At 72.6% G+C, this 14,944-nt stretch carries 12 protein-coding genes; 3 read left to right on the forward strand and 9 right to left on the reverse strand.

The features are described 5' to 3' along the window. Positions 1 to 11: 11 nt before the first annotated feature. The 7 genes from IG86_RS0111960 to IG86_RS0111990 all read right to left on the reverse strand — a co-directional run bounded on the left by IG86_RS0111960 (position 12) and on the right by IG86_RS0111990 (position 8,415). Entirely contained in the window at positions 12 to 2,633 is a 2,622-nt protein-coding gene (locus tag IG86_RS0111960) for a SpoIIE family protein phosphatase (RefSeq protein ID WP_208864256.1), read from the reverse strand. A 205-nt stretch (positions 2,634 to 2,838) separates the two neighbouring features. Beyond that, positions 2,839 to 3,279 carry an ATP-binding protein gene (locus tag IG86_RS0111965; RefSeq protein WP_030830817.1) on the reverse strand — a complete coding sequence of 147 codons (441 nt, stop codon included), beginning with the start codon at positions 3,277 to 3,279 and terminating at the stop codon, positions 2,839 to 2,841. A gap of 154 nt (positions 3,280 to 3,433) precedes the next feature. After that, positions 3,434 to 3,898 (reverse strand): (deoxy)nucleoside triphosphate pyrophosphohydrolase, encoded by a 465-nt coding sequence (locus tag IG86_RS0111970; protein ID WP_051785096.1) that lies wholly within the window; start codon positions 3,896 to 3,898, stop codon positions 3,434 to 3,436. A gap of 39 nt (positions 3,899 to 3,937) precedes the next feature. Next, positions 3,938 to 4,123 (reverse strand): SPOR domain-containing protein, encoded by a 186-nt coding sequence (locus IG86_RS0111975; protein WP_030664389.1) that lies wholly within the window; start codon positions 4,121 to 4,123, stop codon positions 3,938 to 3,940. Positions 4,124 to 4,606: 483 nt separating this feature from the next. Continuing rightward, on the reverse strand, positions 4,607 to 5,359 hold the full coding sequence (locus tag IG86_RS0111980) for a GntR family transcriptional regulator (protein WP_030830805.1): 753 nt from the start codon (positions 5,357 to 5,359) through the stop codon (positions 4,607 to 4,609). 137 nt (positions 5,360 to 5,496) lie between these two features. Further along, positions 5,497 to 6,663 carry a DUF4190 domain-containing protein gene (locus IG86_RS0111985; protein ID WP_030830802.1) on the reverse strand — a complete coding sequence of 389 codons (1,167 nt, stop codon included), beginning with the start codon at positions 6,661 to 6,663 and terminating at the stop codon, positions 5,497 to 5,499. Positions 6,664 to 6,840: 177 nt separating this feature from the next. Next, complete coding sequence (locus IG86_RS0111990) at positions 6,841 to 8,415, reverse strand: S8 family peptidase (protein ID WP_030896673.1); 1,575 nt, start codon at positions 8,413 to 8,415, stop codon at positions 6,841 to 6,843. Positions 8,416 to 8,612: 197 nt separating this feature from the next. On the opposite strand from IG86_RS0111990, the gene IG86_RS0111995 reads away from it, so the two are divergent. The 3 genes from IG86_RS0111995 to IG86_RS0112005 all read left to right on the forward strand — a co-directional run bounded on the left by IG86_RS0111995 (position 8,613) and on the right by IG86_RS0112005 (position 11,719). Continuing rightward, a complete protein-coding gene (locus tag IG86_RS0111995; protein WP_030896674.1) occupies positions 8,613 to 9,725 on the forward strand; it encodes a threonine synthase in 1,113 nt (370 codons plus the stop codon). A gap of 174 nt (positions 9,726 to 9,899) precedes the next feature. Then, a complete protein-coding gene (locus IG86_RS0112000) occupies positions 9,900 to 10,730 on the forward strand; it encodes an isocitrate lyase/PEP mutase family protein (protein WP_051785097.1) in 831 nt (276 codons plus the stop codon). Between the two features lie 44 nt (positions 10,731 to 10,774). After that, positions 10,775 to 11,719 (forward strand): EamA family transporter, encoded by a 945-nt coding sequence (locus IG86_RS0112005; protein WP_030830790.1) that lies wholly within the window; start codon positions 10,775 to 10,777, stop codon positions 11,717 to 11,719. 29 nt (positions 11,720 to 11,748) lie between these two features. On the opposite strand, the gene IG86_RS0112010 is transcribed toward IG86_RS0112005, so the two are convergent. Both IG86_RS0112010 and IG86_RS0112015 read right to left on the reverse strand, forming a co-directional pair. After that, complete coding sequence (locus IG86_RS0112010) at positions 11,749 to 12,477, reverse strand: trypsin-like serine peptidase (RefSeq protein ID WP_234316118.1); 729 nt, start codon at positions 12,475 to 12,477, stop codon at positions 11,749 to 11,751. A 59-nt stretch (positions 12,478 to 12,536) separates the two neighbouring features. Continuing rightward, entirely contained in the window at positions 12,537 to 13,616 is a 1,080-nt protein-coding gene (locus IG86_RS0112015; protein WP_030896677.1) for an alpha/beta hydrolase, read from the reverse strand. Positions 13,617 to 14,944 lie beyond the last annotated feature (1,328 nt).

Below are 14,944 nucleotides of genomic sequence, written 5' to 3' on the forward strand. Positions count from 1 at the left end.
CGCGCCCGGTGTCAGCCGTACATGTTCAGCAGCTGCTCCGCCGAGAGTTCCGAGACGGCCTCCTCCGCCGCGCCGGGGAGGGGGAGTTCGAACCACACCGTCTTGCCGCGGTGGGTCCGCCGGGTGCCCCACCCGGCGGACAGCATGCCCACCAGCTGGAGGCCCCGGCCGCCCTCGTCGGTGTCGCGGGCGCGCCGGCGGCGCGGCTGGACCAGGTTCGCGTCCCACACCTCGCACACCAGCGTCCGGTCCAGCAGCAGCCTGAGCCGGATCTCGCCCTCTCCGTAGCGCAGGGCGTTGGTGACGAGTTCGCTGACCAGCAGCTCGGTGGTGTCCAGCAGGCCCTCAAGACCCCAGGCCGGCAGCTTCGCCCGGGCCAGTTCCCGCGCCCGGCCCACCGACCGGGGCTCGCGCGGCAGCTGCCAGTCCCCGACCGCGTCGAGGGGCAGCCCCTGCACCCGGGCCATCAGCAGGGCGATGTCGTCCTCGCCGTGCCGGGTGTCCAGGGTGTTCAGCACGTGGTCGCAGACGTCCTCCAGGGGGCGGACGGGGTCGGCGAGCGCGGCGCGCAGGCCGCGCAGGCCCTCCTCCAGCGGATGGTCGCGGGACTCCACGAGTCCGTCGGTGTACAGGGCGAGCAGGGCGCCCTCGGGCAGCTCGACCTCGACCTCCTCGAACGGCTCCCCGCCCACCCCGAGCGGCAGCCCGGGCGGCACTTCCAGCAGCAGGGCGGGCATCGGCTCGCGGTCCTCGCCCGGCCCGGTGTGGTTGGGCGACACCAGGACCGGCGGCATGTGACCGGCGTTGGCGATGGTGCAGCGCCGCGTCACCGGGTCGTAGACCGCGTACACGCAGGTGGCGAGGTACACCTCCGAGCGGTCGGAGTCCCGCGAGTGCAGTGCCGCGCGGGAGGCCTGCTGGGAGCCTCCGGGTGCGCCGAGCCCGCGCGCGATCTCGTCGAGCGCGGTCAGCACCTCCGCCGGTTCGAGGTCCAGCAGGGCCAGGGTCCGTACGGCGGTGCGCAGTTCGCCCATGGCGACGGCGGCCCGCAGGCCCCGGCCCATGACGTCGCCGACGACCAGCGCCGTGCGGTGCCCGGGCAGTTCGATGACGTCGAACCAGTCGCCGCCGACCTCCGTGGCCGCGTTGCCCGGCAGGTAGCGGCAGGCGATGTCCAGGCCGGCCGCCTCCGGGTCGCCGGGGGGCAGCAGGCTGCGTTGCAGTATCAGCGCCCGTTCGTGCTCGCGCCGGTACAGCCGTGCGTTGTCGATGCAGACGGCGGCCCGGGCGGCGAGTTCCACGGCCACCGCCCGGTCCCGTTCGCCGAAGGGCTCGCTGCCCTTCGTGCGGGAGAACTGCGCGAGTCCGACCACCGTGTCGTGGGCGACCATCGGCACCACCAGGGTGGACTGCACGAGGTCTTCCGGGCCGCCTCCCTCGATCAGCCGCGGCCGCGCCGTGCGCAGGGCGAGCGCGCCCGGTGAGGCGGCGGGATAGCGGTGGATGTCGCCGACGGCGACGAGGGCGCCGGGGCCGGACAGCGGCGCGTCGGAGACGGCGGAGGAGAAGGCCACCCGGCGCAGCGCAGCGGAGGGCGTGCGGGCCGGGCCCTGGCCGGGCAGGCTGGGCACGCCCGGCCCCTGGGGCCGCGCGGGCCGGTCGTCGTCGCCGAGCAACAGCCCCTGGTAGAGGTCGACGGCGGCGAGGTCGCAGAAGCCCGGAACGGTGACGTCGAGGAGTTCCCGGGCGGTGGTCTCCAGGTCGAGGGAGTTCCCGATGCGGTGCCCGGCCTCGTTGAGCAGGGCGAGATTGCGCCGTACTCCGGCGGCCTCGCGGGCGGCGAGGTGGCGGCGGGTGACGTCCGTGCCGATGCCGGCGACGCCGATGGGGCGGCCGCTGCCGCCGTGCACGCGGTAGAGGTTGATGGACCAGTGGCGGTTCTCGCGGCTGCGGGGGGTGGCTCCGGTGATCCGCAGGTCGGTGACGGCGTCGCCGGTGTCCAGCACCCGGCGCAGGGCCTCCGCCATCCGGTCGGCCTCGTGCGGCGGCAGGTAGTCGTGCACGGTGCGGCCGCGGTGCTCTTCCGCGTTGCCGCCGAAGACGGTGGCGAAGCGGCGGTTGGCCCGCTGCACGGTGAGGTCCGTGCCGAAGAGCAGGAAGCCGAAGGGAGATTGGCCGAATATGGCCTGTGAAGCGGCGAGGTCGGATTCGATGCGGCGCAGCGCGCGTACGTCGACGACGACGCAGAGGGCGGCCCGTTCCGCGGTCTCGGTCTGGGTGGGCATCACATAGATCTCGGCCACGCCGTGCGCACCGTTGCCGCCGGGGATCCGGAAGGGGATCAGGCCCGTCCACTCCTTGCCGTCGAGGATCTCGGCGACCTTGCGGTGGGCGTCGGGGCGCAGTTCGGGCGGCATGAAGGCGTCGACCGGGTCACGCCCCACCGTCTGGGCGGCCGTCAGCCCGAAGAGTTCCTCGGCGCGCAGGCTCCACTGGTCGATGTACCCGTCGGGCCCGATCGAGAATGATGCGACCTTTATGTAGTCATATATCGAGCCAGGCGGACTGCTGTGCCACAGGGCGTCGTGCCATGTCTCCCGAGGCACGTCGGCCTGATGTGCCTGCGCAGGTATTTCGCTCACGCGACCGTCCCCTCCAGCTCACCGCAACCGGACCGGCCATGACGGCAGTATTCAGCACCACGACCCCGGACGGCACGGCGTTCACGATCACAGCACGGTCTCGATGATTTCGAGCCATGTCGCGCGATCTCCCCCGGCCCCCTGTCCGGCCACCGCCGGAAGGGCCACGGGGGTTCTCCCGCCACCGCTCACCTTGTTACTCACCAGGAAGAGCCAACTCGAACCACACAGTCTTCCCTGTTTTCCCGTGACGCGTTCCCCATCGCTGTGAGGAGACGGCCACGAGGTGCAGTCCGCGGCCCCCCTCGTCCTCCGAGTCGGCCACCCGCTCCCGGGGCGGATCCGGAAGCGGATCGGAGATCTCCACCAGGAGCGCGGGGCCTGCGGCAGGGGTGTCGGAGGGGCCGCCGGCGGCTGGATTGCGCCGTATCAGGCGGACGCCGATGGGGCCGGAGGCGTAGCGCAGGGAATTGGTGACGAGCTCGCTGACCAGCAGGACGGTCACGTCACCGACGGCTTCGAGGCCCCACTCGTGCAGGGTTCCGCGCACGGCGTGGCGGGCGGTGCGGACGGCGCCGGGCTCGGCGGGGAAGGCCCACTCGGCGCTCTCACCGTCTGTGTCGATCACGCCGATCACTTCCCGGGCCAGCAGCGACCCCAGTCCGGTTCGTCTGGGACGAAAGGGGGACGAGATAGGGATTAATAGCGACATACCCGATATTCAGGGCGCCGTACCACCCGATCCCGAACCCACCGGCGCACTGTGGCGCATACGGCCTAGACCGCGAGCGTCACGCGCCCCTGCCGCCGTCGCCGCCCTCGTCGTCGCCGCCCCCGCAGCCGTCCGGCCGGGCACCGCGCCCGTCCGCGCGCAGTCGGCGGCCGGCCTCGGCCACGGCGGGGCGGTCCTGGTCGAGCCAGTCCACCGACTCCAGCTCCTCCGGCCCGAGCCAGCGCAGCTCGTCGTGGTCCTCCAGCGGCGCCGGCACCCCGGAGAGCAGCCGCGCCGTCCACACGTGCAGGACCAGCCCGGGCTTCAGCGGCCACTCCCCCGGGATCCGCTCCAGCGGCTCGGTCTCCACACCGAGCTCCTCGCGCAGTTCGCGCACCAGCGCCTCGGGGACGGACTCACCCGGTTCGGCCTTCCCGCCCGGCAGCTCCCAGCGTCCGGCGAGCTCCGGCGGTGCGCTGCGGCGGGCGGCCAGCAGGCGCCCCTCATGACAAAGGGCTCCGCCCACGACCACTCGTACAGTCATGGGCGGAGCCTATGCCAGCGCCGTGAGGCGCCGCTCAGCTCAGTTCATCGTGGCGGTCTGGCCGATCCGCTCGACCCAGTAGAGCTGCTTGTGTCCTCGGTCGTCGAGACTGTCGGCGACCTTCTGGGCCTCGGCCCGGGTGGCGTACCGGCCCACCCGGTAGCGGTTGCCGTTGTCGTCTTGACGTATGACCAGCCACGGGAGCAGGGCACCGCTGTCGTTCATCGCGTTTCACCCTCCGCCGACGTATCTGCCCGGGAAACCGCACTGCGCATATGCCCGACCTTACGCCCGACCTTTACGGAGCGGATACGGTTTTTCACGAAGAGATACCTGGCAGGCGTACGCATCCGGCCATGCGTACGAGTGCGCCGCGCACTCCGGTCCGGACCGGGCGCGCTCGGGCACCGGAAAACGAGACCGCGCGCCCCCGGCGGTCCTACGGACCGGTATACCCGCAGGTAGCTTCGGGGGAACGCGTCGTCCGGGCCCTTCAGGGGCCCGGGAGCAGGGTGGTTCCGGCCGCCGCGGAGGTGTCACCGTGGGCGGCGCGGCCGTCGGCGGGCCTGCGGAAGGCGTCCTTCAGGGCGGCCGGGGGCGATCACCATCGCGCCGAAACCCGCCGGGTCCCCAGGGGGTGTCTCGCCGATCGGCCGGACGCCCTCCAGGGGTGCCCCGGCGAGCGCGGCACGATCGGCGGGACGCCCCCTAGCGCACCGGGAGGTGGTAGGAGAGGCGGTAGCGGTCCGCCGGGACGACGACGTCGGCCGTTTCCACCGCGCGGCCGGAGGCGTAGTAGGTGCGGCCGATCACCAGCACCACGTGCCCCGGGACGCCGCCGAGCAGGAGGATCTCCTCCGCCAGGCCGGGGCGGGCGCCGACCTCTTCCACCATGTTGTCGACGACGACGTCGATCGCGGCCATCCGGTCGACGACGCCGGAGCCGCCCAGCGGGCCCTCCTCCGGCAGCATCACCGGGGTCCGCCCGGTCACCGCAAGGGGCTCCCAGGAGGTCGAGAGCATCATCGCCTCGCCCGCGTCGCGGAAGACGTACCGCGTCCGCATCACCCGCTCGCCCGGCTCGATGCCGAGCCGCTTCGCGATCTCCGCGGGCGCGCCCGTCTGTTCGCTGCTCGACTCCCACGTCCCCCGCGCGCCGGAGTCGGCCTGCTCCTGCCGGAACGGCGTCGAGGCGCCGCCCGTGCGGTAGCCGGAGCGGGCCACCCGCCGCGGCACCGGCTGCTCGCGCACGTACGTACCGGACCCGGACCGGCCCTCGACCAGCCCCTCCGCCATGAGGACCTTGCGCGCCTCCAGGGCCACGGTGTCGGAGACCCCGTACTCCTCGCGGATGCGGGCCTGGGACGGGAGCCGGGCGTGCGGGGGCAGAGAACCGTCGACGATCTGGCGTCGAAGATCCCCGGCCACGCGAAGATAGGCCGGCTGCTCACCGAAAGTCACTGGCCACTCCCATCAGGTTGACAGACAGCTACACCCTGGCAACCGACGGTTGAAGACCGCAAGCAAGGGCCAGAGTTTCACCCGAAGTGATGAAGCCAGGTCACTCAAACCCGCTACCGCGCGTTACCCCGGCGACGTCACACCGCCTCGGACGAGGACCCCCGCCCCGGCCCGTCCTCCGGGTCCCGCGTGCTGCCCTGACTGTCCTGCAGCCACTGCGGGATCTGCGTCGAAAGCCCGTACGCGCCGCGCAGCGCCTTCTCCGTCTCCAGCGACATCGCGGCGAGGGCCCGGTCCCACAGCCGGTCGAACTCCGCCCCCGACCGCGCCTGGGAGGCGCGCTGCCAGGCCGCGCGGGCCACCTCGATCTCCTTGAGCTGCGCCGGGACGGCCGTCTCCAGCCCCGGCCGGGCCGCGTCCTGCTGGAGGACCTTCGCCTCCTCGCCGAGCGCCGCGTGCATCTCGCGCGCCCACGCCTGGTGCTTCTGGAGCGCGTCGCCGGCGTCCTCGTCGGGCGGCCGGCTCAGGACGAACTCGACGCCGTTGACCGCCCGGAGGAAGGCCGCCTGCTCGGGTTTCAGCATCCCGGCGTCCCGGCGCAGGCTGCCGCGCCACTCCTCCTCCGTCGTCCCGATCACGCAGAGCAGCGTCCGGTCGCCCTGGTGCCAGGACTCCTGCGAGGGCGCGAAGTAGAACATCTCCGCGAACTCGGGCAGTGCCCAGGTGTCCATCGCGTAGTCGTCCTGGGCCTTCCAACAGGCGTCCTCCGCCGCCCGGTCGGCCTCCTCCGAATCGGGGTCCGCGGCGCCCACCGTCCTCGACGCGGTGACCTCGCCGTGGTGCACGCGGGAGCAGTCGACGGCGTAGGCGAGGGGCCGCTCGTCGAAGAGGTCCCCGCCCGGGACGTTGAAGCAGTCGCCCGCCTTCAGGTCGCCGATGTCCCTGAGCTCGCCCTCGACTTCGGTGTACTCGCTCAGCCCGTCGAGCCGGCCGCCGACCGCCTCCGTGAAACGGCCGACGGCGAAGACCATCACGCCGGTCATCACGACGGACACCACGAGCCCAGTGATCGCCAGGGCCTTGCCCCGGTCGCCCTTCCTCGCGATCTGCACGAGGGCCGCGATGCCGAAGGCGACGCCGAGCGGCGGGAAGCACAGGAGCCCGGCCAGGAGCGAGGCGAGCGCGAAGCCGTTGAGCGCCGGCGGCTGCGACCCGTAACCCGGCGGCGGTCCCCATCCCGGCCGCGGTGTCGGCGGCGGCCAGGAGTGGCCCGGTCCGGGAGGAGGGCTCGGCGGGATGCTCAAGGGGTCGTACTCCATCGCAGGTGGCAGAGGGCATCGCGGGTGGCTGGGCATCGCGGGGCGCCGGGAGGCACCGCGGAGGGCGCGAACGGATGCGCGAATAGTACGCAGCGGGGGCGACCGTCACTCGGTCGCCCCCGCTGTTTCCTCACGGCTCGGTCACTGCCCCCGGCCCGCTCCTCAGAACTGGAGCGCCCAGGAGTCGATCTTGCCGGTGTCGCCGTTGGCGTTGTCGTTCACCCGGAGCTTCCACGTGCCGTTCGGCGCCGCCTCGGAGGAGGCGTTCACGGTGAAGGTCCGGACGATGTTGTCGGCGTCGCCGCCCGAGCGGTTGTGCAGGGTGTACACGCTGCCGTCGGGCGCGACCAGGTCGATCTTGAGGTCACCGATGTAGGTGTGCTTGATGTCGACCGGGACCTTCAGCGTCGTCGGGGCGTTGCCGACGACTCCGCTGACGGCGATCGAGGACTCGGCGGTCGCGTTGTCGTTGATCGCGTGGTCGGTGGTGTTGTCGAAGCGCTTGCCCGGCGGGACGGGGCCCAGTGCGGTGACGTACAGCAGGCGGTTCGGCGAACCGGTGCCGGGGCCGGTCACCTTGTCCGGGGTGGCGGATCCGATCAGCGCGGTGGTCACCTGGGCCGGGGTGCTGGACGGGTTCTGCGAGAGGTAGACGGCGGCCGCGCCCGCGACGTGCGGAGTGGCCATCGAGGTGCCGTTGATGGTGTTGGTCGCGCTGTCGCCCGTGCCCCACGCGGAGGTGATGGCGGAGCCCGGCGCGAAGATGTCCAGGGCGGGGCCGTAGTTGGAGTAGCTCGCCTTGGCGTCGGTGTTGGTGGTGGCGCCGACGGTGATGGCCTCGGCGACGCGCGCCGGGGACTTGGTGGAGGCGTTGGCCGACTCGTTGCCCGCGGCCACGGCGTAGGTGATGCCGGAGGCTATGGAGTTGCGCACGGCCGTGTCGAGCGCGGTGTCCGCGCCGCCGCCGAGGGACATGTTGGCCACGGCCGGCTTGACGGCGTTGCGGGTCACCCAGTCGATGCCCGCGACGACCTGCGCGGTCGTGCCGGAGCCGGTGTTGTCGAGCACGCGGACGCCGACGATCTTGGCCTTCTTGGCCACGCCGTACGCGCCGCCCGCGACGGTGCCGGCGACGTGCGTACCGTGCCCGTGGCCGTCCTGCGCCGTGTAGTCGTTGTCGATGGCGTCGTAGCCGTAGGAGGCACGGCCGCCGAAGTCCTGGTGCGTGATGCGGACACCGGTGTCGATGACGTACGCGGTGACGCCCTCGCCCGCCTTGTCCGGGTAGGTGTAGCTCTGGTTCAGCGGCAGCGCACGCTGGTCGGCGCGGTCCAGGCCCCAGGACGGCGGGTTCGGCTGGGTGGCGCTGACGGTGAAGGTGCGGTTCTGCACGACCGACTGGACCGCCGGGTCTGCGGCGAGCTTCTCGGCCTGGGCCTGGGAGACCTCGACGGAGTAGCCGTTGAGGGCCGCGCTGTAGGTCCGGTCGATCTTCGCGCCGTACTTCTTGGCGACGAGCTTGCCGCTCGCGCTGGTCGAGCGGGGCGCGGTGTCCTTGAGGGTCACGATGTAGCTGTTGGGCACGGTCCCCGGGGCGCCGGCGTTCTGGACCACGCCGCGCGCATCGCTGCCGACGGCCGAGGCGGGCAGTGCGGCGGCCGCGCCCAGCGCGAGGGCGACGACCGCGGTCGCGCTGATACCGACGATCTTCCGGCGCGTATGACGCATCACTGGCATGTGACGGGTCCTCCTCCTAGGTGGTGCACTGCAGGGGCAGCGGGGCCACGCACAAGCGTGACCATGACAAAGCAGATGGCCCAACGGGCTGCCGCCTCCGAAAGGTTGACCCACCCTCGGCGCGGCCCTCTGGAGGACGACGAACGCGTAACATCCGTGCCATACGACGGCCATGCCCGAGCAAAGGCGCTCCGCACATGACGCACGCACCCCCCGGTTACGTCTGCTCCGAGGACGGTACACGCGCGGACGTCCGGACCGCGCCTTGGGGGTGCCCTCTGTGCGGCGGCCCCTGGGACCTCGATTTCACGCCGGACCCGGACGCGGTGCTCGAACCGTCCGCCGGTCCGAACTCCCTGTGGCGGTACGGGCCGGTACTGCCGCTGCCGGGGGCGTTCTCCATCTCCCTGGCGGAGGGGCACACTCCGCTGATCCCGCTGGGGGAGCGGATTCACGCCAAGCTCGACTACCTGATGCCGACGCTGTCCTTCAAGGACCGGGGCGCCGTGATGCTCGTCGAACTCGCCCGGCGGCTGGCGCCGCAGCGGGTCGTGGCGGACAGCAGCGGCAACGCGGGGACGTCGGTGGCGGCGTACTGCGCACGTGCCGGACTCGACTGCGAAATCTTCGTTCCCGAGGGGACGTCGGAGAAGAAGACCGAACAGATGCGGGCGCACGGGGCGGTCGTGCGCGTGGTCCCGGGCGGCCGCGAGGCCGCCGCCCTGGCCGCCCGCAAGGAGGCGGACGCCCCCGGCGTCTTCTACGCCAGCCACGTGTTCAACCCGTACTTCCTGCACGGGACGAAGACCTACGTGTACGAGGTGTGGGAGGAGATGGGCAGGCGGCTGCCGGAGGCGCTGGTGGTACCGGTGGGCAACGGCACCCTGCTGCTCGGTGCCGCGCTGGCGACGCAGGAACTGGCCCGGCGCGGGGTGCGCCCGCCGGCCCTGATCGCGGTCCAGTCGGAGGCGGTGGCCCCGCTCGCGCAGGCGTTCGCGGCGGGCGCGGAGGACGCCACCCCGGTGGAACAGCGGCCGACCCTGGCCGAAGGGATCGCGATCCCGGCGCCGCCGCGCGCCCGCCAGATCCTGGCCGCCGTCCGGGCGTCGGGCGGCACCTTCGTGACGGTCCCGGACGCCCGGCTGCGAGAGGCCCAGCGCGACCTGGCCCGCCGCGGCCTCTTCGTCGAACCGACGGCCGCGGCCTGCTGGGCGGCGGTCTCCCCCACCTCCCCCACCGACCCCTTGCAGGGCCGCACGGCAGTCATCCCCCTCTGCGGCGCGGGGGCGAAGACGGGCCTGGCGCCGTAATCTCTCCCAGCCCCGCCGCTCACCCCGGCCCCGCCGGCGTTCGGGGCGCGGGGGCTCGGGGGCGGCGCCCCCGCAACGGCGCCGCACCCGGCGACGAACGGCAGGGCAAGAACGTCAACGCCGAGGTCGGAAATCCGCGAGCCCCCGCCCCACCCCGTCTGCTCAACTGACCCCATGAGCACCCACACCCGCACCCCCATCGGCCTCGCCGCCAAGGCCACCGCCTTCACCGCGCTGCACACCCCCACCGCTCCCCTCGCCCTCGCGAACGCCTGGGACGTCGCCAGCGCCCGCATCGTGGAGGCGACCGGCGCCCCCGCCGTCGCCACCACCAGCGCGGGCGTCGCCTGGTCCCTCGGCTCCCCGGACGGCGACGCCCTCGCACGCGACCGCGCCCTCGACCTGATCGCCCGCGTGACCGCCGCCGTGTCCGTACCGGTCACCGCCGACATCGAGGGCGGCTTCGGCACCGACCCGGCCGCCGTCGGCGAGACCGTCGCCGGCGTCATCGCCGCCGGCGCGGTCGGGATCAACATCGAGGACGGCACCCGCGACCCCGCCGAACAGGCCGAGCGCCTGGCCGCCGCCCGCGCCGCCGCCGACTCCGCCGGGGTCCCGCTCTACATCAACGCCCGCGTCGACACCTACCTCAAGGGCCTGGGCGAGCCCGCCGCCCGCCTCGACGAGACGCTCGCCCGCGCCGCCTCCTACCTCCGGGCCGGAGCCAGCGGCGTCTTCGTGCCCGGCGTCCTCGACCCGGCCACCGTGGCCGAGCTGGCCAAGGGCATCGACGCACCCCTCAACATCCTGCTCGGCCCCGACGCCCCGACCGTCGCCGCCTGCGGCGCGCTCGGCGTCTCCCGCGTCAGCCTCGGCTCCTGGGTGGCCGAGGCCGCGTACGCCGTGGTCCGCCGCGCCGCCGAGGAGCTGGCCACCGGCGGGACGTACGGGGCGCTCGCGCACTCGCTCCCGTACGGCGAGCTGAACGACCTGCTCAAGGGGTGAGACGACCAGATGTCTGCATGGGCCAACGACCATAGGATCCGGGCATGAGCACCTCAACCCCCGTGGACGGCAGGCCCACGCTCACCCCGCACGGCAGGCTCACCGGCGCGGTCTGGACCGCGCTGGCCCTCGTCTACGTCGTGTGGGGCTCGACCTACCTCGGCATCCGGATCGTCGTCGAGACGATGCCGCCCTTCCTGTCCGCCGGAGCCCGGTTCATCACCGCCGGCGTACTGCTCGCCGCCGTGGTCGCCTGGCGCTACGGGACGGCCGCGCTCCGGGCCACCCGCGCGCAGCTCGGCTCGGCCGTCCTGGTCGGCCTGCTGCTGATCCTCGGCGGCAACGGCCTGGTCGTGCTCGCCGAGACCTCCGTGCCGTCCGGGCTGGCCGCACTGCTGGTGGCGGCGGTGCCCATGTGGGTGGTGGTGCTGCGCACGGCCACCGGGGACCGGCCCCCGGCCCGCACCCTGGCCGGGGTCCTCGTCGGCCTCGCGGGTCTCGCGGTACTGACCAGTCCCGGACTCAGCGGCGCCGTACGGCTGTCGGGTGTGCTGCTGGTGGTGGCGGGGTCGGTGCTGTGGTCGCTGGGCTCCTTCTCCGCCTCGAAGCTGCCCCTGCCGGGCAACCCCTTCACGGGCAGCGCCTACCAGATGCTCGCCGGCGGGATCGGGGGCGTGGTCGTCGGCATGCTGCGCGGCGAACACCGCGGTCTGGACCCGGCGTCCTTCTCCACCGCCTCCTGGCTGGCCCTGGGCTACCTCGTCCTCTTCGGCTCGCTCGTCGCCTTCACCGCGTACGTGTGGCTCCTCCAGGCCGCGCCGCTGTCCCTGGTGGCCACGTACGCCTACGTCAATCCGGTCGTCGCCGTCGCGCTCGGCTCGCTGATCCTCGACGAGGCCCTGACCTGGCCGATCGTCGTCGGCGGCGCGGTGGTCGTCGCGGCGGTGGTCGTGATCGTCAGCACGGAGCGCAGGAAGAAGAAGCAGTAGCGGCGGCGGGCCGGGGCGACGGGGCGCGCTCAGCCCCTCGCGGCCCGCTCGTACAGCGCCTTCGCCCGCTCGTCGAACAGCGCGGCCGTGGAGTCCACGTCGGTGTCCCCGCCGCTCAGCACCCCGATCAGGTGCCCGGCGGGGTCCGGCCCGCCCCGGTCGGCGATCCACGGGCTGCCACTGGTGCCCGTCCAGAAGCCCGCGCAGCTCATGTAGAGCATGTCGGGGTCCTCCTCGTCGTGGCGGGTCTGCGTGGTGCAGGAGACGGGCCTGTTCTGCGGGTTGTGCTCGGACTCCGGGTAGCCGACGACGGTGACGTCCCGCTCGTAGCCGGAGGTCCATTCGGGCCTGGGGGCCTCGGCGCGGCCGCCGACGGCCTCCTGGACGCTGCGCCCGTCGTCGTCCGGCTCGATGGTGAGGAAGGCGAAGTCGGCGGTGTCCTCGCCCCACTTGGTCCAGCGGTCGTCGACGTGGATCGCCTTGACCTTCCACACCCCCAGGGGCTGGGTCCCGTCGCCCTCACCGGAGAAGGCCGGGGCGAAGGAGAGCTCGCCGATGGCCAGGCCGTCGTGGGCGACCTCGCCGGGCTGCCCGTCCTCGCCGGCGGGGGCGACGCAGTGCGCGGCGGTGGCGACGACGTTGCCCTTCGGGCTGTCGACGACGCTGGCCGTGCACCAGTGCTCGCCACCCGCCATGAGTACGCCGACGGTGGGGAAGGGAAGCACCGGCCGCTCGCCGGGGGCCTTCATGAAGGCCATGGCACACACCGCGGCGATCCCCGCGGCGGCAGCCGCCGATGCCCCCTTCGCCACCGTGCTCATCGCACGCCGGGAGCGGGTGTCGGTCCCTTCATCACCTTGCTGATCCACTCCAGGGAGCCCTCCCTCATGCCGCGCACGTACGACTTTCCGTTGTGCTCACCATCCTGGATCACCTGGAGCGAGGTGTGCACGGGGCCCTTGCCGTACTCCTTCATGAACTTCTCGGCCTGCTCGCGGCCGGTCTCCTTGGTCCCGATCTGGAAGTTGACGTAGACCTCGGGGCCGCCGGCGTCGATCAGCTTCGCGGCGAGCTTCTCGGGGTTGTTCTCGTCCATGGCCTGCGTGTTCCCGTTCCAGAGCGGGGAGTCGGGGACGATGTCGGTCCCGCTGGCGATGGCCGCCTTGAACCGGTCGGGGTACTTCAGGAGCTGCTTGAAGCCGTTGAACCCGCCGGCCGAGGAGCCCATGAAGGCCCACCCGTCGCGGGAGGTGAAGGTCCGGAAATTGGCCTTCGCGAAATCGGGGACGTCATCGGCCATCCAGGTGCCCATCTTGGGCTGGCCGGGGATGTCCGATCCGTCGAAGTGGTGCTTGGTGTCCGCGTTGGTCACCGGCATGATCAGGATGAAGGGCAGGCTCTTGCCCGACTTGGCGCCGTCGCTGACCGCCTGCTGGAGGCCGAGGCCGGGCCCCGTGCCCCAGTAGTTCGTGGGGTAGCCGCGGCCACCGGGCAGGGAGATCAGGACCGGGAAGCCGCTCTGGGCGTACTTCGGGTCGTCGTACTCCTTCGGCACCCACACCCACACGTCGCCCGTGAAGCCGGACTTCTTGCCGGTGAGGGTGGCCTTGCCGATCTGGGTGCCGTCGGGCAGGCGGCTGGTCCGGACGAACGAGGCCGCGGGGCCGGTGGGCATGAGCACCTCCGGCAGGGCCTCGGAGGCGGTGGCCGTCTTCTCCTGGACCTTGCCGAAGGAAACCGGATCCCCTATGTCCGAGAAGAGGCCGAACTTGTACGCTGCCGCGCCCCCGGCGAGGGTGAGCGCGAGACCGCCGCTGATCAGAAGCAGGCGCAGGCGGTGGGGGCGACGGCGGCCCGTGGTCATGGGGCCGCCCTCGCCTTGCTGGTCATGCTGCACGGTTGTTGTCCCGTTCCTTCTCCGGCGCTCACCTCGGAGCGCGGGCCGGACCGATCGGTCCCCCTTACACCCTTTACAGAGGTATGAACGACGGCGCGGGTTGCCTGGGACGGGGGTGACGTGGCGAGCACCACGCCACGGGGGCATGAGACGCCCGACGGGAGCAGGACGGGCGCGGGAGCTTCGGCGGGCGGGAGCTGTGCGGGGCGGGAGCCGTGCTGGGCGGGAGCCGTGCTGGGCGGGAGCCGCTCGGGGCGGGAGCCGTGCTGGGCGGGAGCCGCCCGGCCGGCGCCGGAAAGAGGAGGGGGGCCGGGAGAGCGGAAGCCACCGGGCGGGATCAGGGATGGTTTGGGGGTTTCCCGTCAGTCCCATCGTCTCTCCGCGTCGGACCGGCCCCTCAAGGGCGCTCCTTCGTCGCGTCGCTACGCGATGGCCTTCGGCCACCCTTGACCGCCCGTCCCGCCACGGAAATCCGAAAGACTGCCGGGAAGCCCCCAAAGGAACGGGCCGGTAATCGCTACGCGCTCCCGCGAGACGGCGCCTGCGGGCCCCTTGGGTTGGACATAGGCCGCCATCGTTCGCTACGCGCTTCTCGATCACGCGTCCGCGGTCCGTCTGGGGCTGGGCATAAGCCGCCACCAATCGCTACGCGCTCCTGAAGGACGGCGCCTGCGAGACCCTTGGGCTGGACATAAGCCGCCATCGATCGCTGCCCGCTCCTCCATCACGCGTCCGCAAGCCGTCCGGGGCTGGTCGCAAGCCGCAGAAACCTTCCGCCACGTTGGCATCGGCTGAGCCGATGAATCGCCCTCCCGCCCCCGATATCGCCCGCATCAGCCCCCGACAAGGGCCGGACGCCGTCAGCGAGAAGCGCGTAGCGATCGATGGCGGCCTATGCCCAGCCCAAGGGACTCGCAGACGCCGTCCGTCAGGAGCGCGTAGCGATTTGGGGCGGCTTATGTCCAGCCCAAGGGGCTCGCAGACGCCACCGGGCAGGCGCGCGTAGCGATTTGGGGCGCCCCGGGCTCCGCCCGCGCATCGCTGACCGCCCCGTCTCGGAAACGGAACACCCTGCCCGTTCCTTTGGGGGCTTCCCGGCAGTCTTTCGGATTTCCGTGGCGGGACGGGCGGTCAAGGGTGGAGCGCAGCGACATCGCGAAGCGACGCGACGAAGGAGCGCCCTTGACGGGCCGGCCCGACGCGGAGAGACGATGGGACTGACGGGAAACCCCCAAACCGTCCCTGATCCCGACCAACGCGAACCCCCGCCCCCGAAGCCTCCCCGCACGGCATGCCCCCGCTCGCCAGAGCTTCCGCTCCCCCACACC

The organism is Streptomyces virginiae, from assembly GCF_000720455.1.
Classification (GTDB): Bacteria; Actinomycetota; Actinomycetes; order Streptomycetales; family Streptomycetaceae; genus Streptomyces; species Streptomyces virginiae.